At 65.8% G+C, this 15,415-nt stretch carries 15 protein-coding genes; 3 read left to right on the top strand and 12 right to left on the bottom strand.

Annotated features, from left to right (window positions below; all coding sequences use genetic code 11):
* Positions 1-92: 92 nt before the first annotated feature.
* Positions 93-938 (bottom strand): CAP domain-containing protein, encoded by an 846-nt coding sequence (locus tag DXK94_RS21325; RefSeq protein ID WP_181884698.1) that lies wholly within the window; start codon positions 936-938, stop codon positions 93-95.
* A 155-nt stretch (positions 939-1,093) separates the two neighbouring features.
* Between DXK94_RS21325 and DXK94_RS00475 the strand changes: the two genes are divergently transcribed.
* Both DXK94_RS00475 and DXK94_RS00470 read left to right on the top strand, forming a co-directional pair.
* Positions 1,094-1,585 (top strand): hypothetical protein, encoded by a 492-nt coding sequence (locus tag DXK94_RS00475; protein WP_115523502.1) that lies wholly within the window; start codon positions 1,094-1,096, stop codon positions 1,583-1,585.
* A 145-nt stretch (positions 1,586-1,730) separates the two neighbouring features.
* Positions 1,731-2,327 (top strand): dihydrofolate reductase family protein, encoded by a 597-nt coding sequence (locus tag DXK94_RS00470; RefSeq protein WP_115523501.1) that lies wholly within the window; start codon positions 1,731-1,733, stop codon positions 2,325-2,327.
* Between the two features lie 7 nt (positions 2,328-2,334).
* On the opposite strand, the gene DXK94_RS00465 is transcribed toward DXK94_RS00470, so the two are convergent.
* The 10 genes from DXK94_RS00465 to DXK94_RS00420 form a co-directional block, all read right to left on the bottom strand.
* Positions 2,335-4,434 (bottom strand): bifunctional polysaccharide deacetylase/glycosyltransferase family 2 protein, encoded by a 2,100-nt coding sequence (locus tag DXK94_RS00465; RefSeq protein ID WP_258868382.1) that lies wholly within the window; start codon positions 4,432-4,434, stop codon positions 2,335-2,337.
* Positions 4,435-4,496: 62 nt separating this feature from the next.
* Complete coding sequence (locus DXK94_RS00460; protein ID WP_115523362.1) at positions 4,497-4,991, bottom strand: hypothetical protein; 495 nt, start codon at positions 4,989-4,991, stop codon at positions 4,497-4,499.
* Positions 4,992-5,101: 110 nt separating this feature from the next.
* The gene (locus DXK94_RS00455; RefSeq protein WP_181884707.1) at positions 5,102-5,674 is read right to left on the bottom strand and encodes an adenylate kinase; all 573 of its coding nucleotides are present in this window, start codon (positions 5,672-5,674) and stop codon (positions 5,102-5,104) included.
* 53 nt (positions 5,675-5,727) lie between these two features.
* A complete protein-coding gene (locus tag DXK94_RS00450; RefSeq protein WP_258868381.1) occupies positions 5,728-6,213 on the bottom strand; it encodes a thioesterase family protein in 486 nt (161 codons plus the stop codon).
* A 7-nt stretch (positions 6,214-6,220) separates the two neighbouring features.
* On the bottom strand, positions 6,221-7,594 hold the full coding sequence (locus DXK94_RS00445; protein ID WP_115523359.1) for an aromatic acid/H+ symport family MFS transporter: 1,374 nt from the start codon (positions 7,592-7,594) through the stop codon (positions 6,221-6,223).
* 2 nt (positions 7,595-7,596) lie between these two features.
* Positions 7,597-9,987: a bifunctional salicylyl-CoA 5-hydroxylase/oxidoreductase gene (locus DXK94_RS00440; protein ID WP_115523358.1), complete on the bottom strand. Its 2,391-nt coding sequence runs from the start codon at positions 9,985-9,987 to the stop codon at positions 7,597-7,599.
* Between the two features lie 14 nt (positions 9,988-10,001).
* Positions 10,002-11,657: an AMP-binding protein gene (locus tag DXK94_RS00435; protein WP_115523357.1), complete on the bottom strand. Its 1,656-nt coding sequence runs from the start codon at positions 11,655-11,657 to the stop codon at positions 10,002-10,004.
* 50 nt (positions 11,658-11,707) lie between these two features.
* The gene (locus DXK94_RS00430) at positions 11,708-12,580 is read right to left on the bottom strand and encodes an acyl-CoA thioesterase II (protein ID WP_115523356.1); all 873 of its coding nucleotides are present in this window, start codon (positions 12,578-12,580) and stop codon (positions 11,708-11,710) included.
* A 5-nt stretch (positions 12,581-12,585) separates the two neighbouring features.
* Positions 12,586-13,068: a cupin domain-containing protein gene (locus tag DXK94_RS00425; RefSeq protein WP_115523355.1), complete on the bottom strand. Its 483-nt coding sequence runs from the start codon at positions 13,066-13,068 to the stop codon at positions 12,586-12,588.
* A gap of 5 nt (positions 13,069-13,073) precedes the next feature.
* The gene (locus DXK94_RS00420) at positions 13,074-13,925 is read right to left on the bottom strand and encodes a fumarylacetoacetate hydrolase family protein (RefSeq protein WP_115523354.1); all 852 of its coding nucleotides are present in this window, start codon (positions 13,923-13,925) and stop codon (positions 13,074-13,076) included.
* A gap of 134 nt (positions 13,926-14,059) precedes the next feature.
* Here DXK94_RS00420 and DXK94_RS00415 point away from each other — a divergent pair, with 134 nt between their 5' ends.
* A complete protein-coding gene (locus DXK94_RS00415) occupies positions 14,060-14,458 on the top strand; it encodes a RidA family protein (protein WP_115523353.1) in 399 nt (132 codons plus the stop codon).
* A gap of 75 nt (positions 14,459-14,533) precedes the next feature.
* Here the strand turns inward: DXK94_RS00415 and DXK94_RS00410 are convergent, their stop codons facing one another.
* Complete coding sequence (locus DXK94_RS00410; protein WP_115523352.1) at positions 14,534-15,409, bottom strand: PaaX family transcriptional regulator C-terminal domain-containing protein; 876 nt, start codon at positions 15,407-15,409, stop codon at positions 14,534-14,536.
* Positions 15,410-15,415 lie beyond the last annotated feature (6 nt).

The raw sequence follows: 15,415 nt of genomic DNA, 5'->3' as shown, positions 1-15,415 counted from the left end.
GAGGCGTCTATCAGACAGCCGCACGGCAAACTGCCTGGCAGCTGCGCGGGAGAAGGAACGACGGCGGGCGGCCGCCGTCGTTCCTTGTTTAACTACGCGTAGGTGGCGAAGTTCTGCGTGGCCACCAGCTGCGCCCCGTAGGGCGAACCGGCGGAGAGCCGGGCAGAGCCGAACCCGAAGTCGGTCAGGGCGGCGTTGAGCATATTGGCGTTGTGGCCAGGTGAGGCCTTCCAGGCAGCGAAGAGTGCATCGGCGTCGGCGTTCACGGCAATGTTTTCGGCAGTGCGGCTCCAGCCGGACGGGATCTGGGCGGCCGCATCGGGGTTGTGCCGGAAGCCGGCGCTGCCCTGGGCGTTGATGTCATTCATCATGGTGTTCGACCAGTTTTGGGCAACCGCTTCGAGCCCGCTGTTGTAGCGCAACGGGGCAAGGCCCTTGGCCGCCCGGTAATCATTGATGAGCTGGAAGGATCGCTGGGCGACGGCGTTGGACGGCGTGCCGGTAGCGGACGGCGCCACCGGAGGAGCAGGTGCGGGAGCCGGTGCGGGCGCTGGGGCGGGAGCCGGTGCCGGTGCTGCGGCAACCGGAACCTCGGCAGGAGCCGGTGCCGGAGCTGCGGGGGCCGGAACTTCGGCAGGAGCCGGAGCGGGCGCTGCGGCAACCGGAGCCTCAGCAGGAGCTGCGGGAGCCTCAGCCGGCGGCGTCCTCGCCGGCTCCACAGCGGGGCTGGGTGTGGCCGGAACCGGTACGGGCGTCCGGGTTGCGGGAGCTGAGGCAGGCGCCGAAGGAGCCGGCGATTGGGCACCGGCGGTGATCCAGTTCCACCAACCAAAGGGCCACGAAGCGGCGCCTGCAGGAGCGGAACCGGCGGTCAGCAGGCCGCCGGCCAGGACGAGGGTGATCAGGAGGGCAGCGAGGTGTTTCTTGTCTTTTCGCATCCGAAGAACAGTACCCAGTGCCCATTGCCCACCGCACATCGGGTTACGCCCCTCCGCACGGCAAGGATTCCTTTCCTGTTCGGGAGTCTCTTGACAGGCAACGATCACAGGACTCTCATTCGAGGACCTACGTATACAAGAAAGGGGTGCTGACCATGCCTGACATCCAGGTTCCCCCGGGAAAGCAGTTCCGGGTCCGGACGGGAGCGGCCCTGATGACACTGGCCGGTCTGGCCTTCGTGGGGTACGCCGTGGTCTTTTTTGTGCTTAATTTCACAGGTGCTTTCCTTGAGCTGGGCATAGGACCAGACGAAGTGAACAAGGGAAAAACGGAGATTGAGGCGTTCAGCCCCCAGCTGTACCACTACATCAGCCATCTGCACATCACGATCAGCGGCTTCATCGCGGCCGCCGGGCTCGCCGTCGCGGGTCTGTCCTGGTACGGCGTACGGCGTGGAGAACGGTGGGCCTTCGCCACAGCCGTTATCGTCCCGTTTGTCGGACTCGCGGTGGCCCTCCCCGCCCACTACCCCTGGGGACTGGCAACGCTTGGCCACCTCGGACCGGTCTACGTGGCCGCGCTCATTTTCCTGGCCGGGGCGGTTGTGGCGTACAGCGGACTGCGAACCGCCTCGGTGCCACGCTGACATCAGGTCTACTTTGCCCGTTGCTGTGGCAGCCGCGGCGGCCGGACCCCCGCACAACCCCACGCGCCTTCCAGCCGCCGGCGGGTCCCGCTAGCATTGGCGGTGCCCGGCGTTCCTAATGTCCCTTGCACTGGAGAAGGAAGCCATGAACAGCGTTACGTGTGACCTCACCGTTTCCCTTGATGGATTCGTCGCCGGTCCGAATCAAAGCCTGGCCGAACCATTGGGCGAGGGCGGCGAGGACCTGCACCGCTGGATGTTCGAAGAACCCGAGGCGAATGCGGCGGCGATTAAGGGCATCCTTCAGGCAGGTGCCTTCATCATGGGCCGCAACATGTTCGCCGGCCCCGGCCCGGGGCCCTGGCCGGAAAACTGGCGCGGCTGGTGGGGAGAGGAACCGCCCTATCACGCACCGGTGTTTGTCCTCACGCATCATCCGCGCCCTCCCCTGGAGATGCAGGGCGGCACGACATTCAACTTCGTGGCCGATGGGATCGAGGCAGCACTGGCCCGGGCGCGGGAGGCTGCGGCCGGGAAGGACGTCGCGATTGCCGGGGGCGCCAGAACCGTGCAGCAATTTCTATCGGCGGGACTGATCGACGAACTGCGGCTCCACACCTCACCGCTCATCCTCGGAGGGGGCGAGCGTCTGATGGACGGCATCCGGAATGTCACGCTTGAACCGACGGAGGTCAGCGGCACCAGCCTGGTGACGCATGTCCGCTACCGGCTGGTCCGGTAGGCGGCCCCTACTCTTGGGATTGTCCGGTAGGGACGCGCAGGCTGCCGTACCTCTCCATCCGGTGCCACCGCAGGTGCACGCCGGCCACGGCGGTGACAACGGCCTGAATGACGACGAGATACATGAGCTGCCTGTAAACGAACTGCTGAAGCGGAAGGGTCCACAGCGGGCGGAGGCGCTCATTGTCGAGCCGGAAGGCGTAGGCGGCCATGAGGAATTGGACGGCCAGGAAGACGAACCAGAGCGCCACGATCCGGAGTGGATCGAGGAAGATCAGACCGTAGACAGCGAAGATATCGACGACCGGCGCGAACAGCGGAAGCAGCACCTGGAGGACGAGCAGGTAGCCGAGGCCGCGCCGCCCCAGCTTGCCGGCTGCCCCTCCCTGCACCACCGCGCCGCGGTGCTTCCACATTGCCTGCAGCGTTCCATAGCACCAGCGGTACCGCTGTTTCCAAAGCGCCGAGAGGCTCGCCGGCGCTTCGGTCCAGGCCCTTGCGTCGTCCTTGTACACAACGCGCCAGCCGTCCCGGCACAGTGACATGGTCAGGTCCGTGTCTTCCGCGAGTGTGTCATCGCTGACTCCACCGACGCGGAGGAGGGCATCGCGGCGGAAGGCCCCGATGGCGCCGGGGACAGTGGGCATGCATTCCGCGACGTCGAACAGCCTGCGGTCAAGGTTGAAGCCCACGACATACTCGATGTGCTGCCAGGCGCCGAGGATGCCACCGCGGTTGGCGACCTTGGTGTTGCCCGAGATGGCACCCACCCGCGGGTCGGCGAAGGGCTGGATGAGGGCATGGACTGTGTCCGGTTCGAAGACGGTGTCGCCGTCCACCATGACCACAAGGTTGTGGGTGGCGGCCTGCAGCCCGGCGTTAAGCGCGGACGGTTTGCCTCCGTTCTCCTTCCGGATCACCGTGACGCCGGGCAGTCCGAGCGCGTCCACGATGTCGGCGGTCCCGTCGGTGGATCCGTCATCGACGACGATGATCTCAACCGGGTGGGTGGAGGCCACGATGGACCGGACCGCGGCTTCGATGCCGGCCGACTCGTTGTACGCCGGCACGATCACTGTGACCGGGCCGGTAACCTCCGGCCGGACCAGCACGTCCACCCGGCGGCGGCCGCGGCCGGCCGCTGAGATGCGGCGTGCGGCACGGCTGTGCCGCGCGGCGAAGAAGACCACGAGGACGGCACGGATGAACGTCACGGCTCCGGCTGCAACCAGCGCCCACGAGATGGCCGTGACAACGAAGCCGCTGAGGCGGATGCCCCACGCCAGGGCCGTCCCGCTGGCCTGTTCCGTGGCGGTTGCCGGCCGCATGGTGTCGACGCCGATCGCATCACCGACGGTGGTGACCCGGAAACCTTTGTCCGCGAAGTTTGCAAGGGCGGAGTCCAGGGCGGCAACCGTCTGCTCCCGGTCTCCTCCGCCGTCGTGCATCAGGACCACCTGCCCCTGCGGCCCGGAAGGAGCCAGATTGCGTTCAATTTCCCCGACGCCCGGCAGCCGCCAGTCCCCGCTGTCCAGGCTGCTCAACACGGTGAGGTACCCCTCGTCCGCCGATGCCTGCATTGCGGACCAGGTACCGCCGGCCACGGCACCGTTTCCGGAGCTGTACGGGGGACGCAGCAGGGACGCCGCGTGGCCAGTGATGCCCATGATCGCGTCCTGGGCACCCTGGACTTCAAGCTGGCGGCGCCACTCGTCGGCGGTGCCAAGGTCGGCATGGGTGAGCGTATGGACGCCGATCTCGTGGCCTTCGGCCATGATGCGCCGCACAAGATCTGGGTGCTCGATCGCGGCCGAACCGACGACGAAGAACGTCGCGTGTACCTGGTGCTTGCGAAGGACATCGAGGATTTGTGGCGTCCAGACGGGATCCGGGCCGTCGTCGAAGGTCAGGGCGACCGTTCGGTCCGGTGGCGTCACAGTGCGGACAGCTCCGTTCCGGGCGTCGATCACGGGACCGCCCTGCGATACGGCCTTCGGGACGCTGCCGGACGGTCCATTCACCGGCGCGGAGTCGTAGCCGACTGCGGCGAGGTGGTGCATGTATCCCTGCACCACGAGGGCAATACCGAGGGCAAACAGGACCGCCATGAGGACGAACCAATGAGCCCTTACGTTGACAGGAACAGCGCTCTTGCTCCGGCGGCGCACGCTCACGGGCGCGGCGGGGCGGATGGCCGGGTTGCCTGGCCCGGGGCCGACCCGCTCATGCCGGGCGCCGCCGGCTCCGCAGCAGGCGCTGGAGCTTCAACACGCGGCACAGCCTGAACCGGCGGGCTGTTGACCGGCGGTGCCACGGGCGCGGCCGGGGGTGCAGCCACCGCGGCCTGGCCGGCGGGCAGGGCTGCCGGCCCGGCCGCCGGGGCTTCCACGGCCGGAGGGCCAGCCGCACTGGAAGCGGGCGCCGACGGCACCGGCTGCGGAGCAGGGGCCTCGGCGGCGGCCGGAAGGGGCAGGTAGGGAGCGGAAACATTGGATCCGCTGATGAGCGCCACTAAAAGGAGCAGGACATACGCCGCCACAAGCCCCAGGGCCCCGAGGCCGATCAGCTTGACGCGCCTCAGCCGGCGACCGGACGCGTCGACGAATACGGGTCCATGCGGCGACGCGGCATGGGGCTGACTGGACGTTTCGTCAAGGGCTATCATCGGGGATCACCTTAGAGGATCCCCAAAGCGAACCCCAAACACCGTTACTGAACCTCGATCGCATCAGGGGTGCATGGCTTTGCAGCCGATGTGGGCAGCGTTGGTGAGCGCTAGGAAGCTTGCACCAGGCAGTCGAAGGAATCGAAGATACGGGTGGTGACCTGCTCGATGCTTCCGATCCCATGTACTTGGGTCAGGATGCCGCGACGTTCATACTGCTCCACAACGGCCCCGGTTTGCTCGTGGTAAAGGTCCAAGCGGTGGCGGATGACGGTTTCGTTGTCGTCAGAGCGTGCCGTCTCCTTGGCCCGATGTAGCATGCGTCCAACGAGCTCTTCGTTGTCGGCCGTCAGTTGCAGGACGGCATTGAGCTTCTGGCCGCCGGCGGCCAGGATCCGGTCCAGGTAGTCCACCTGGTCAACGGTCCGGGGGTAGCCGTCCAGCATAAACCCGTCGTGGACGTCAGTCTCCTGGAGGCGCTCACGCACCATGTTGTTGGTGACGTTGTCCGGTACAAAGTCGCCGGCGTCCATGTACTTCCTGGCTACAAGCCCCAGAGGGGTCCCGCGTTTAACGTTGGCACGGAAGATGTCCCCGGTGGAGACAGCAACAATGCCAAGACGCCCCGAAATCCGCTCAGCCTGGGTTCCCTTGCCGGAACCGGGAGGCCCAATGATCAACATTCTGGTCATACAAAAGTCCTCTGTGACGTTGTTGGTGATACTGTGTGGGCCCGCTACGCCGTGCCCTGCACAGCCCTGACGAAGTGCTCAGGCCAGGGCTGTGCGGTGGAAGCTCCGGGCGGGACGTGTGCTGTGGTGACTGTGCCGAACGCGGCCACGGTGCCAGACTGCGGCGTTGCGCCACCGGGAGCACCGGTAGCTTCACCCCGGACTTCGAAGCCCATGGTCAGCGAGGTCCGGCCAAGCGCGGTGATTTTCACTGTTGCCCTCACGCGCTGGCCGAACCACAGCTTGGCCGTGTAATTGACCACCTGCTGAACGCGGGGGGCGCTGGGAAAGTAGTCGGGCAGCTGAAGCTTACGGAACAGTTCCCCTTCGGCTGCTTCCACCCACCGCAGAATGGCCGAATTGTGCTGGTGGCCCGAAGCATCGGTATCCACCCACTCCACGATCCGTTCAACGCTTGCCTCCGCAAAATGCGTGTCCGGGGTTCCGATACTCCCTGAAGGGGCACTCCCCCGCATTCCACCGTGCTCCATGATGCTCCTAGCGTGCGCCGATCCCGGCGACCTCTTCGTCCGGGTCGCCATCGGCGGTAGTCGAGACAACCGGCGGCTCGGGTTGCGGCTTGGGAATCATTGCCACCGCCGCGGCGGCAAGCACCGCGATCCCGGCGAAGATCGCGAAGTTGGCCTCGAACGGCAGCTTCGAACCGGCGATCCAGCCGCCGATCAAGGGTCCGGAGATGGCGCCGAGCCTGGCGAAGCTCAAGGCCCAGCCGGTGGCGGTGCCACGCACCTTTGCCGGGTAGTAGTCGGCGATGTAGCCAGTGAGAACCAGGGATGTGGAGATGGAACCAACGCCTGCGAAGGCGACGAAGAGCAGGTTGACCACCATGGTGTTCGGAAAGACCAGCAGCATGATGCCCAGCCCGCCAAGGATGTAGAACACCACCAGGATGAGCTTCTTGCCGTACTTGTCTGCGGCGCGGCCGAGGAGGAGACCGCCGATGGCGGACGCAAGGCTGAAGACCAGCAGGAATGTGAGGGATGAGCCGAGATCGTAGCCGGCCTTCTTCATGATGCTCGGCAGCCAGGTATTGAGGCCGTAGACAAGGACCAGTCCGCAGAACAGGGAAATCCAGAAGAAGACGGTGGACCGCAGGTACTTGCGGGAGAACATGGTGGTGATTGTCCGCCACCACGGTTCCGCCGCTGCACCCGCTGTGGCCGCTGCCGGCGCAGCCACGGGTGCATAGTCTGTGATCCGAAGCCTCGCCGCCAGCGCTTTCGCTTCCGACCTGCGGCCCTTGGACTCAAGGTATTCCAGCGATTCGGGCAGGAGCTTCCAGATCACCGGCAGAAGGACCACCGGTGCGGCGCCTATGGCGATCACGGCACGCCAGCCCCCAAGGGGCAGGACGAACAGGGCGGCCAGTGCGGCTGCCACGATCCCCAGCGAGTAGCCGGAGTACATGAGCCCGTAGTTGAAGGAGCGCTTGTTCGGGGCCGAATATTCGATGGTCAACGCCGCTGCCACGGGGATGACACCGCCCATGCCCAGGCCGCCGATGAGGCGGAACAGGCCAAACAGCTCAGGGGTGGGAGCCCATGCTGCGCCTGCCTGAGTCAGGGTGAAGATGGCCATCGAGGCCAGCAGCATCTTCTTGCGGCCGACGAGGTCGCTGAGCGTGCCGATGAACAGCGCGCCGATCAGCATTCCAATCAACGCATAGGAGCCCAGGCCGCCCAGGGCAAGCGGACTCAGGTTCCATTCCTTGTACTCGGCAAGGGCGGGAAGGATGGCGCCGAGCACGCCGACGTCGTAGCCCTCGGCCAGGATGGCAAGCCAGCAGCAGAAGAGGACAACGCCGGTGCTGCGCTTGGGGACGTTCCAGTTGGTAGCGGGTGCGGCGGCCATGGCTACTTCACCAGAACCGATGCAGCGGCTGACGCGGGAGTCCAGCGAAGATGGGGAGTGGAGGTTGCGGCATCTGGTTCCTTCAGGAGGGACAGGCGGGGACGTACGGCGTCGGTGCGGGAGCTCGGCGGCTTGCGGCGGCCGGCCCGGAACTGCGGAATCCAGGTGGCGCCGGTGCCCTGGTATTCCTGCTCCGCGGCAGCGTGCAGGGTCCATTGGGGGTCGTACAGGTGGGTGCGGCCCAGGGCAATGAGGTCGGCGCGGCCGGCGAGGAGGATGGAGTTGACGTCGTCGTAGGTGGAGATGGCGCCGACGGCGATGACGGCCGCGCCTGCCGGGGCGGCCACTTCCTGGCGGATGCGGTCGGCAAACGGCGTTTGGTAGCTGCGGCCGAAGGCAGGCTTTTCTTCCTTGGCAACCTGGCCGGTGGACACGTCCAGGCCGTCCGCACCGTGTGCCACAAATGCCCGCGCGATCCCGACCGAATCGTCGGAGGTGTTGCCGCCGTCGATCCAGTCCGTCGCGGAGATGCGGACCGTCACCGGCTTGCCGGCAGGCCAGGCGGCCCGGACGGCGTCGAACACTTCCAGCGGGAACCGCAGCCGGTTCTCCAGGCTGCCGCCGTACTCGTCGGTCCGCCGGTTGGAAACCGGCGAAAGGAACGAGGACAGCAGGTAGCCGTGGGCAGCGTGCACCTCAAGCAGGTCGAAACCTGCTTCCGCGGCCCGCAGCGTTGCGGCGACGAACTCCTCTTTGATCGAGTCCATCCCGGCGCGGTCCAGCTCCAGGGGAACCTGGTTCCGCGGACCGTAGGAGACCGCAGATGGGCCCACGGCCTGCCAGTTTCCGGCCTCCAGCGGTTCGTCGATTCCTTCCCACATGAGCTTGGTGGAGCCCTTGCGGCCTGAGTGGCCGATCTGGGCTCCGATTTTGGCAGTGGACTGGCTGTGCACGAAGTCCACGATTTCCTTCCAGCTGTCCCGCTGCACGTCCGTGTACAGTCCGGTGCAGCCTGGCGTGATCCGGCCGGCTTCTGAGACACACACCATTTCGGTCATCACCAGGCCCGCACCGCCCAGGGCCTTTGACCCGAGGTGGACCTTGTGGAAGTCGCCGGGTATCCCGTCGACGGCGGAGTACATGTCCATGGGAGACACCACAACCCGGTTCTTCAGTTCCAGTCCGCCAATGCGGAAGGGCTGGAACATGGCCGGCGCTGCCTGGGTGAGTCCCTGGGACTGGGCGAAATGCCGCTCCACGTCAGCAGCGAATTCCGGGTCCCGCAGGCGCAGGTTCTCCTGGGTGATGCGGCGGCTGCGGGTCAGCAGGTTGAACGCGAACTGGGTGGCGTCCTGGTCCTTGTACTGGCCGATCCGTTCGAACCATTCAAGCGATGCCTGGGCGGCCCGCTGGGTGGATTCGACCACGGGGCGGCGCTCCGCCTCGTACGCGGACAGGGCGGACTCAAGGTCCTGGTGTTCGTGAAGGCAGGCGGCCAGCGCGAGGGAGTCTTCCATGGCCAGCTTGGTGCCCGAGCCGATGGAGAAGTGTGCGGTGTGGGCGGCATCGCCGAGCAGCACCACGTTGTCCTTGCGCCAACTGCGGTTGCGGACGGTGTTGAAGTTCAGCCATTTCGAGTTGTTGGAAAGCACTTCATAGCCGTCCAGTTCCTCGGCAAAAATGGAGCGGACCTTGGCGATGGCCTTTTCATCCGAGACGCCAGGGGGAAAGACCTCGTTGGCGGTCTCGTCGAAGCCGGCGGCATGCCACACATCCTCATGCATTTCGACGATGAACGTGGAACCTTCGTCCGAATAGGGGTAACCGTGGATCTGCATGACGCCCCACTCGGTTTCCTTCACGAAGAACTTGAAGGCTTCGAAGACCTGGTCCGTACCGAGCCACATGTACTTGTTGGTGCGCGGATCCAGGTCAGGGCCAAAGGCATCAGCGTACTTTGCCCTGATCTGGGAGTTGACGCCGTCTGCGGCGAGCACCAGGTCATAGTCCGCTTCGAGTTCCTCGATGGCGGGGGCCATCGTCTGGAAGCGCAGGTCCACGTTGAGTTCGGCGCAGCGGCGCTGGAGCAGTTCCAGGAGTTCCTTGCGGCTCATCGCGGCGAAGCCCTGGCCGCCCACGCTGATCGTCTGCCCGGCGAAGTGGACGTCGATGTCGGACCAGCGGGCGAAGCGGCGGCTCATGTATTCGGCCACAACGGGATCGGCGTTGCCGATACCGCCGAGCGTTTCGTCTGAAAAGACGACGCCGAACCCGAAGGTATCGTTCGCTGCGTTGCGTTCCCAGAGGGTGATCTCGTGGGACGGGTCGAGCTGCTTCATCAGGGCTGCGAAGTACAGGCCGCCGGGGCCGCCTCCAACAATGGCGATTTTCATGGTCTTGCTCCTTTTTATGCCTGGCACTGGCCGGCGGCAGTCAGTAGTTGGGTTTCGCCCGCGAGGCTGTCGCGGAGCTTGAAGTGCTGCAGCTTGCCGCTGGGATTGCGGGGCAGCTCGGTGACGAAGCGGAGTTCGCGGGGGTACTTGTAGGGCGCAATGGTCGCCTTCACGAAGTCCTGGATCTCCTTGCATTTGGCGGCGTCACCGTTGACGCCGTCGCGCAGCACCACGAAGGCGCAGACCACGGTTCCCCGGTCGGGATCGGACCGGCCGATGACGGCGTTCTCCACCACATCCGGGTGCTGGTCTATCGCAGCTTCCACCTCGGGGGCGCCGATGTTGTAGCCGGATGAGACGATCATGTCGTCGGACCGGGCCTGGTAGGTGAAGTAGCCGTCCGCGTCCATGGAGAAGGTGTCGCCTGTGACGTTCCAGCCCCCCACCACATATTTGGACTGGCGCGGGTCGTCCAGGTAGCGGCAGCCGGTGGGACCGATGACAGCCAGGCGCCCGTTGTGCCCGGGCCCGAGTTCGTTGCCGTCGTCGTCCAGGATGGTGGCCCGGTAGCCCGGGACTGCCTTGCCTGTGGTTCCCGGCCGGATGTTATCGCCTGCCGCTGATATGAAGACGTGAAGGAGCTCGGTGGAGCCGATGCCGTTGACCAGCCGCAGTCCGGTGGCCTCATGGACGGCTTCCCACGTCTCCTTGGACAGGTGCTCACCAGCGGAGACGGCGATCCTCAGGTTGCGGAGGAGGTCGCCCCGTCCTTCCTTGAGAATGGCGCGGTAGGCGGTGGGAGCGGTAAAGAAAACAGTCGCTCCCGCAGCTGCTGCGCGTTCGGCCAGCTCCACCGGGCCCGCCTTCTCGGTGAGCAGTGAGGATGCCCCGAACCGCAGGGGAAAGACCACCAGTCCGCCAAGCCCGAAGGTGAAGGCCAGGGGCGGCGACCCGGCAAAGACGTCGTCGGCGGTGGGCTGCAGGATGTGCCGGGCGAAGGTGTCGGCGTTGGCCAGGATGTCCCGGTGGAAGTGCATGGTCACCTTCGGCACGCCGGTGGTGCCCGACGTCGGACCCAGGAGTGCAACGTCGTCGGCGGCGGTGTCCACCGCTGAGAACGTCCCGCTCTTGGCGGCGCAGCGCGCGGTGAAGTCGCCGCCGTCGGGCCCTCCATAGCTCACAACCGCGACCTCACCGGCGGCAGCCTCGAGGTCCTCCACGAAGCGGTGGTCGGAGATGGCCACCACGGGCCTGGTGAGCTGGATCAGGGTGGCGACCTCGCTGGAACGCAGCATAGGCATCGTGGTGACAACTACTGCACCGGCCTTCAGCACGCCCAGCCAGGCGGCCACAATCCACGGATTGTTCGGTCCGCGCAGCAACACGCGGTTCCCGGCGACCACACCGAGGTCTTCGGTGAGGACCTGGGCTACCTGGTTGGCGCGTTTCTGCAGTTCGCCGTAGGTCCAGACGGTACCGTCGGGGGTCCGCAGCGCCGGCCTGTCCGCGCCGTGCTCGGCGACGGCAGTGTCGATGAGCGCGGCGGCGGCGTTAAGCCGTTCAGGGTACTGGAGTTCGGGGAGGGTGAATTCGAGCGCCGGCCAGGTGTCGGCGGGCGGCAGGTGGTCGCGGGTGAACGTGTCCACGTGGGCCGATGGCGTCATGCTCATGGCCGTTCCTTTCAGTGGTGCGTCAGGCAGATGGTTGGGTGGGTGGCAGGTCAGGAGCCGGGGCGGATCATGCCCTCCTGGGCGACCGTGGCAAGGAGCCGTCCCTGCCGGTCGAAGAAGCGGCCCATGGCCAGGCCCCTGTTGCTCTGGGCTGAGACGGCTTCCTGGGCGTACAGGATCCATTCGTCAGCGCGGCCGTCGCGGTGGAACCACATGGAGTGGTCCAGGCTGGCAGTTGCGAGTCCGGGGCTGGACCAGTGGAGGCCGTTGACCCTCAGGAGCGGTTCCAGGATGGTGTAGTCGCAGACATAGGCCAGTGCAGTGCGGTGAAGATCGGCATCGTCCGGCAAGGAATCGAAGGCCTTGACCCAGATGGCCTGCTGCGGAACGGGCCCGCCTTCCAGGTCGATGTACACCGGTCCCGGTACGTGGCGCATGTCGAAGCTGCGTCCGGTGGACCAGTAGTCGGCGGCAGGACCGGTGGCTTCCTCCAGTGCCTCTGCGGCACTGCGCAGGGAATCAGGTTCGACGGCGGCGGGAGCCTTTGGCTGGAAGTCCGGGCCGTCCTCGGGAACCTGGAAGGAACCCATGGCGGCGTAGACAGCCTTGCCGTTCTGGAACCCGCGGACGGTACGGGTGGAGTACCCCCGGCCGTCGCGCAGCCGCTCCACTTCGTAGCGGATGGTTGCCCCGACGTCGACGGGCCGCATGAAGTAGCTGTGCATTGAGTGCAGTGCCCTGTCTCCGTCGACTGAGCGCATCATGGCTGCGGCCGCCTGTGCCACCATGTCCCCGCCGTAGGCCTTGGGCCAGGGCACGTACTGGCTGGCAGCCTCGTAAGCCTCGTCGTAGACCTCTGCCGGGGCGGGCGTCAGCTCGACGGCCCGCAGGAAGGTCTCCGAGGTCAGGGTTCCGGCGATCATCGCGGTCAGGCCCTGCGGTAGCCGGCGAGGGTTTCGTCGGCCACGTCGTCGAGGTTGACCACCAGGTTTTCCGGCGTGCGCGCCGTCAGCCAGACGAGTTCCTCCGTGACGGACATGTTTGCCTCTACGTGGGGCATGAACGGCGGGACGAAGACCCAGTCGCCGGCCTTCATGTCCAGGAATTCCTGGTAGTTCTCACCGAAGTAGATGCGGCCGTGGCCGCGCAGCACGTAGCCGCCGGTTTCAGCTTCGCCGTGGTGGTGCGGAAGCGAGCGGTACCCGGGGGTGTTGGATACCTGGCCGAACCAGATCTTGGTGGCAGGTGTGTGCTGGATGCTGACGCCCGAGACGCGGATGCAGTCACCTGACTGGGCGGTGTTGGTGTCCTCGTGACCGGCGCGGGTAACCACGGGGACTACCTTGCCGTCGGCCTGGGCGTAGATGGAGTTGTCGCCTTCGAGGCGGTAGTCGGTGGCTGTCTGGTTCATTGCGGTCACTCCTTGGTTGATGTTGTACGGATGCGGACGACATTTTCGAGGCGTCCGATTCCGGTGATTTCGGTGGTGAGCACGTCGCCGTCGTTCAGGAACCGGGGCGGCGTCATGCCCATGCCCACTCCCCCCGGCGTTCCTGTCAGGACGAGGTCGCCCGGGCGCAGGGTGGTGAACTGGGAGATGTAGGAAAGCAGTTTGGCCGGGCCAAACACCAGGGTGCCGGTATTGCCCTTCTGGACGACGTCGCCGTTGACGTAGCCGACGACGTCGAAGGTTGCGCCAACCTCGTCGGGTGTGACGAGGACGGGGCCGACGGGGGTGGTGGCGTCAAACGCCTTGCCCTGGAACCACTGCACTGTCCGGTTTTGCCAGTCGCGCATCGAGACGTCATTGGCGACGGTGTAGCCGGCTATTGCCGCTGTGGCCTGATCCTCGTCCGCGCGGAAGATTTCAGTGCCGACCACCACCGCCAGCTCGGATTCCCAGTCGACGCGGTCGCTTCCCTGGACCTCGATGGCGTCCGTCGCTCCCACCAGGGTGTCCGCGTACTTGGCGAACAGGGTGGGGTACTGGGGAAGTTCCCTGCCCATCTCCTGGATGTGGTCAGCGTAGTTCAGGCCGCAGCAGATGACTTTGCCCGCTCGGGGAAGAAGGGGTGCGTAGTCCACGTCGCCGCCTTCAATCAGTACCGGATCCGTTGCAGCAGCGGCCTCGCGGGCCAGGTCCCGCCAGTCCGGCCGGGCCAGCAGTTCCCCGACGTCGGAGGCCGGGAGGGCAACATAGGCGTCGGCACCCATGGCGAGTGCCGCCGTCGTTCCCTGTCCGGCCGTGCGCAAGGTGGCGAGTTTCATGGATTCTGTCCCTTCGAGAATGATGTGTCGACTTTTTTACGATCGTCACATATGCTCAACGTAGCACGGCGGAATTGATCTGCACAGAGCCTTTCCGGAACTTTTTTCCGAAGCCACACACCAGGAGGAACAGCATGGGCCACAAGACAATCAACCCGGAGTCGCTTCCCAAGCCGTCCGGATTTGCGCACGGGATGCTCGCCGGGAACACGGTGTTCCTGGGCGGCCAGACAGCCCTGGACAAGGACATGAACATCGTCCCAGGCGGCATCGTGGAACAGTTCACGCAGGCGTTCTCGAACGTCCTCACCACGCTGCGCGAAGCAGGCGGCCAGCCGGAGGACCTGGTCAATGTGACCATCTACCTGACCGACGTTGAGGACTACATGGCCAACGGCCGCGAGATCGGACGCATCTGGCGGGAGATGGCGGGTTCGCAGTATCCGGCGATGGCAGGCATCGGGGTCACCCGCCTGTGGCAAAAAGAGGCGATGATTGAAATCCAGGGCATCGCTGTCATCAGCGAACGCTGACCCGGGAAAGCAAAGAGGATCCGGCCGGCCATGCGGCCAGCCGGATCCTCTTCGGGCTCCCGGGCTTTTTGGTCTCTAGGCTGCTTCCGCTTCCTGCACCAGGGACATGGCATACATTTCAGCCAACGGAGCGATCAGGCGGTGCACGCTGAAGAAGATCCGGCGCGCCTCGGGTCCCTGCCATCCCGGCGGGAGGTACTCAAGGGGCAGCCCGGGGTCACGGTAGGGCAGGCGCCGCCACAGGGTCAGCATGGGCACGTAGTAGCGGAAAGCGTCCCGTCGAAGATCCTCCGAGGACGCGGCCAACGCCTTGTCGGGGTCATCCCCCACCAGCGCGGTCCAGTCCTCGAGCGATCCGCCGTACGTGTCCATGAACTCGGAGATCTGCGACTCCAGGGCCTCCAGGTCCCACCATTGGGCCACCTTCGCCCGCATGTCCGAATCCGACGAGTAGTCGCCGGTAAAGAACTCCACGTACTCGTCCAGCCCCCGGGATTCGAGCCGCTTCCGTGCGCCCTCCCGCACTCCGGACGGAGCGATCCAGACGCCCGCCCCCATGGAACCAAAACCCAGCCTGGTCAGCTCGGTGCGCAGCTGGTGGCGCCGGTCGCGCATCGACTCGGGCACCGAAAAGATGGCCAGGACCCAGGGGGCGCCGGTGGCTGCGCGGTAGGGCGCGAAGATGCGTTCGTCGCCCTCGCTGACGAGCTTCAGTGAACGTTCGGAGAGCTCGTATCTTGCCACGCCACCGTTTTTGACGCTCGTCAGCACTCCCTTGGCCTTTAGCCGGGAGACGGCGGAGCGGACGCCGGGCGCATCGTGGCCCAGCTCGCCCAGCATCTGGATCAGCACGGAAATGGGAAGCTGCCCGCCCCCGCGGCGCCCGTAGAGACCATAAATCGTCAGGATGAGCTGCTGCTGGGGCAGCGAAGGGGCAGGCATGTCAACCATGAGATT

This window comes from Arthrobacter sp. RT-1 (assembly GCF_003367205.1).
Taxonomy (GTDB): domain Bacteria; phylum Actinomycetota; class Actinomycetes; order Actinomycetales; family Micrococcaceae; genus Arthrobacter.
The sequence above is the reverse complement of the archived record's forward strand: the minus strand, read 5'-3'. Positions and strand labels throughout refer to the sequence as shown.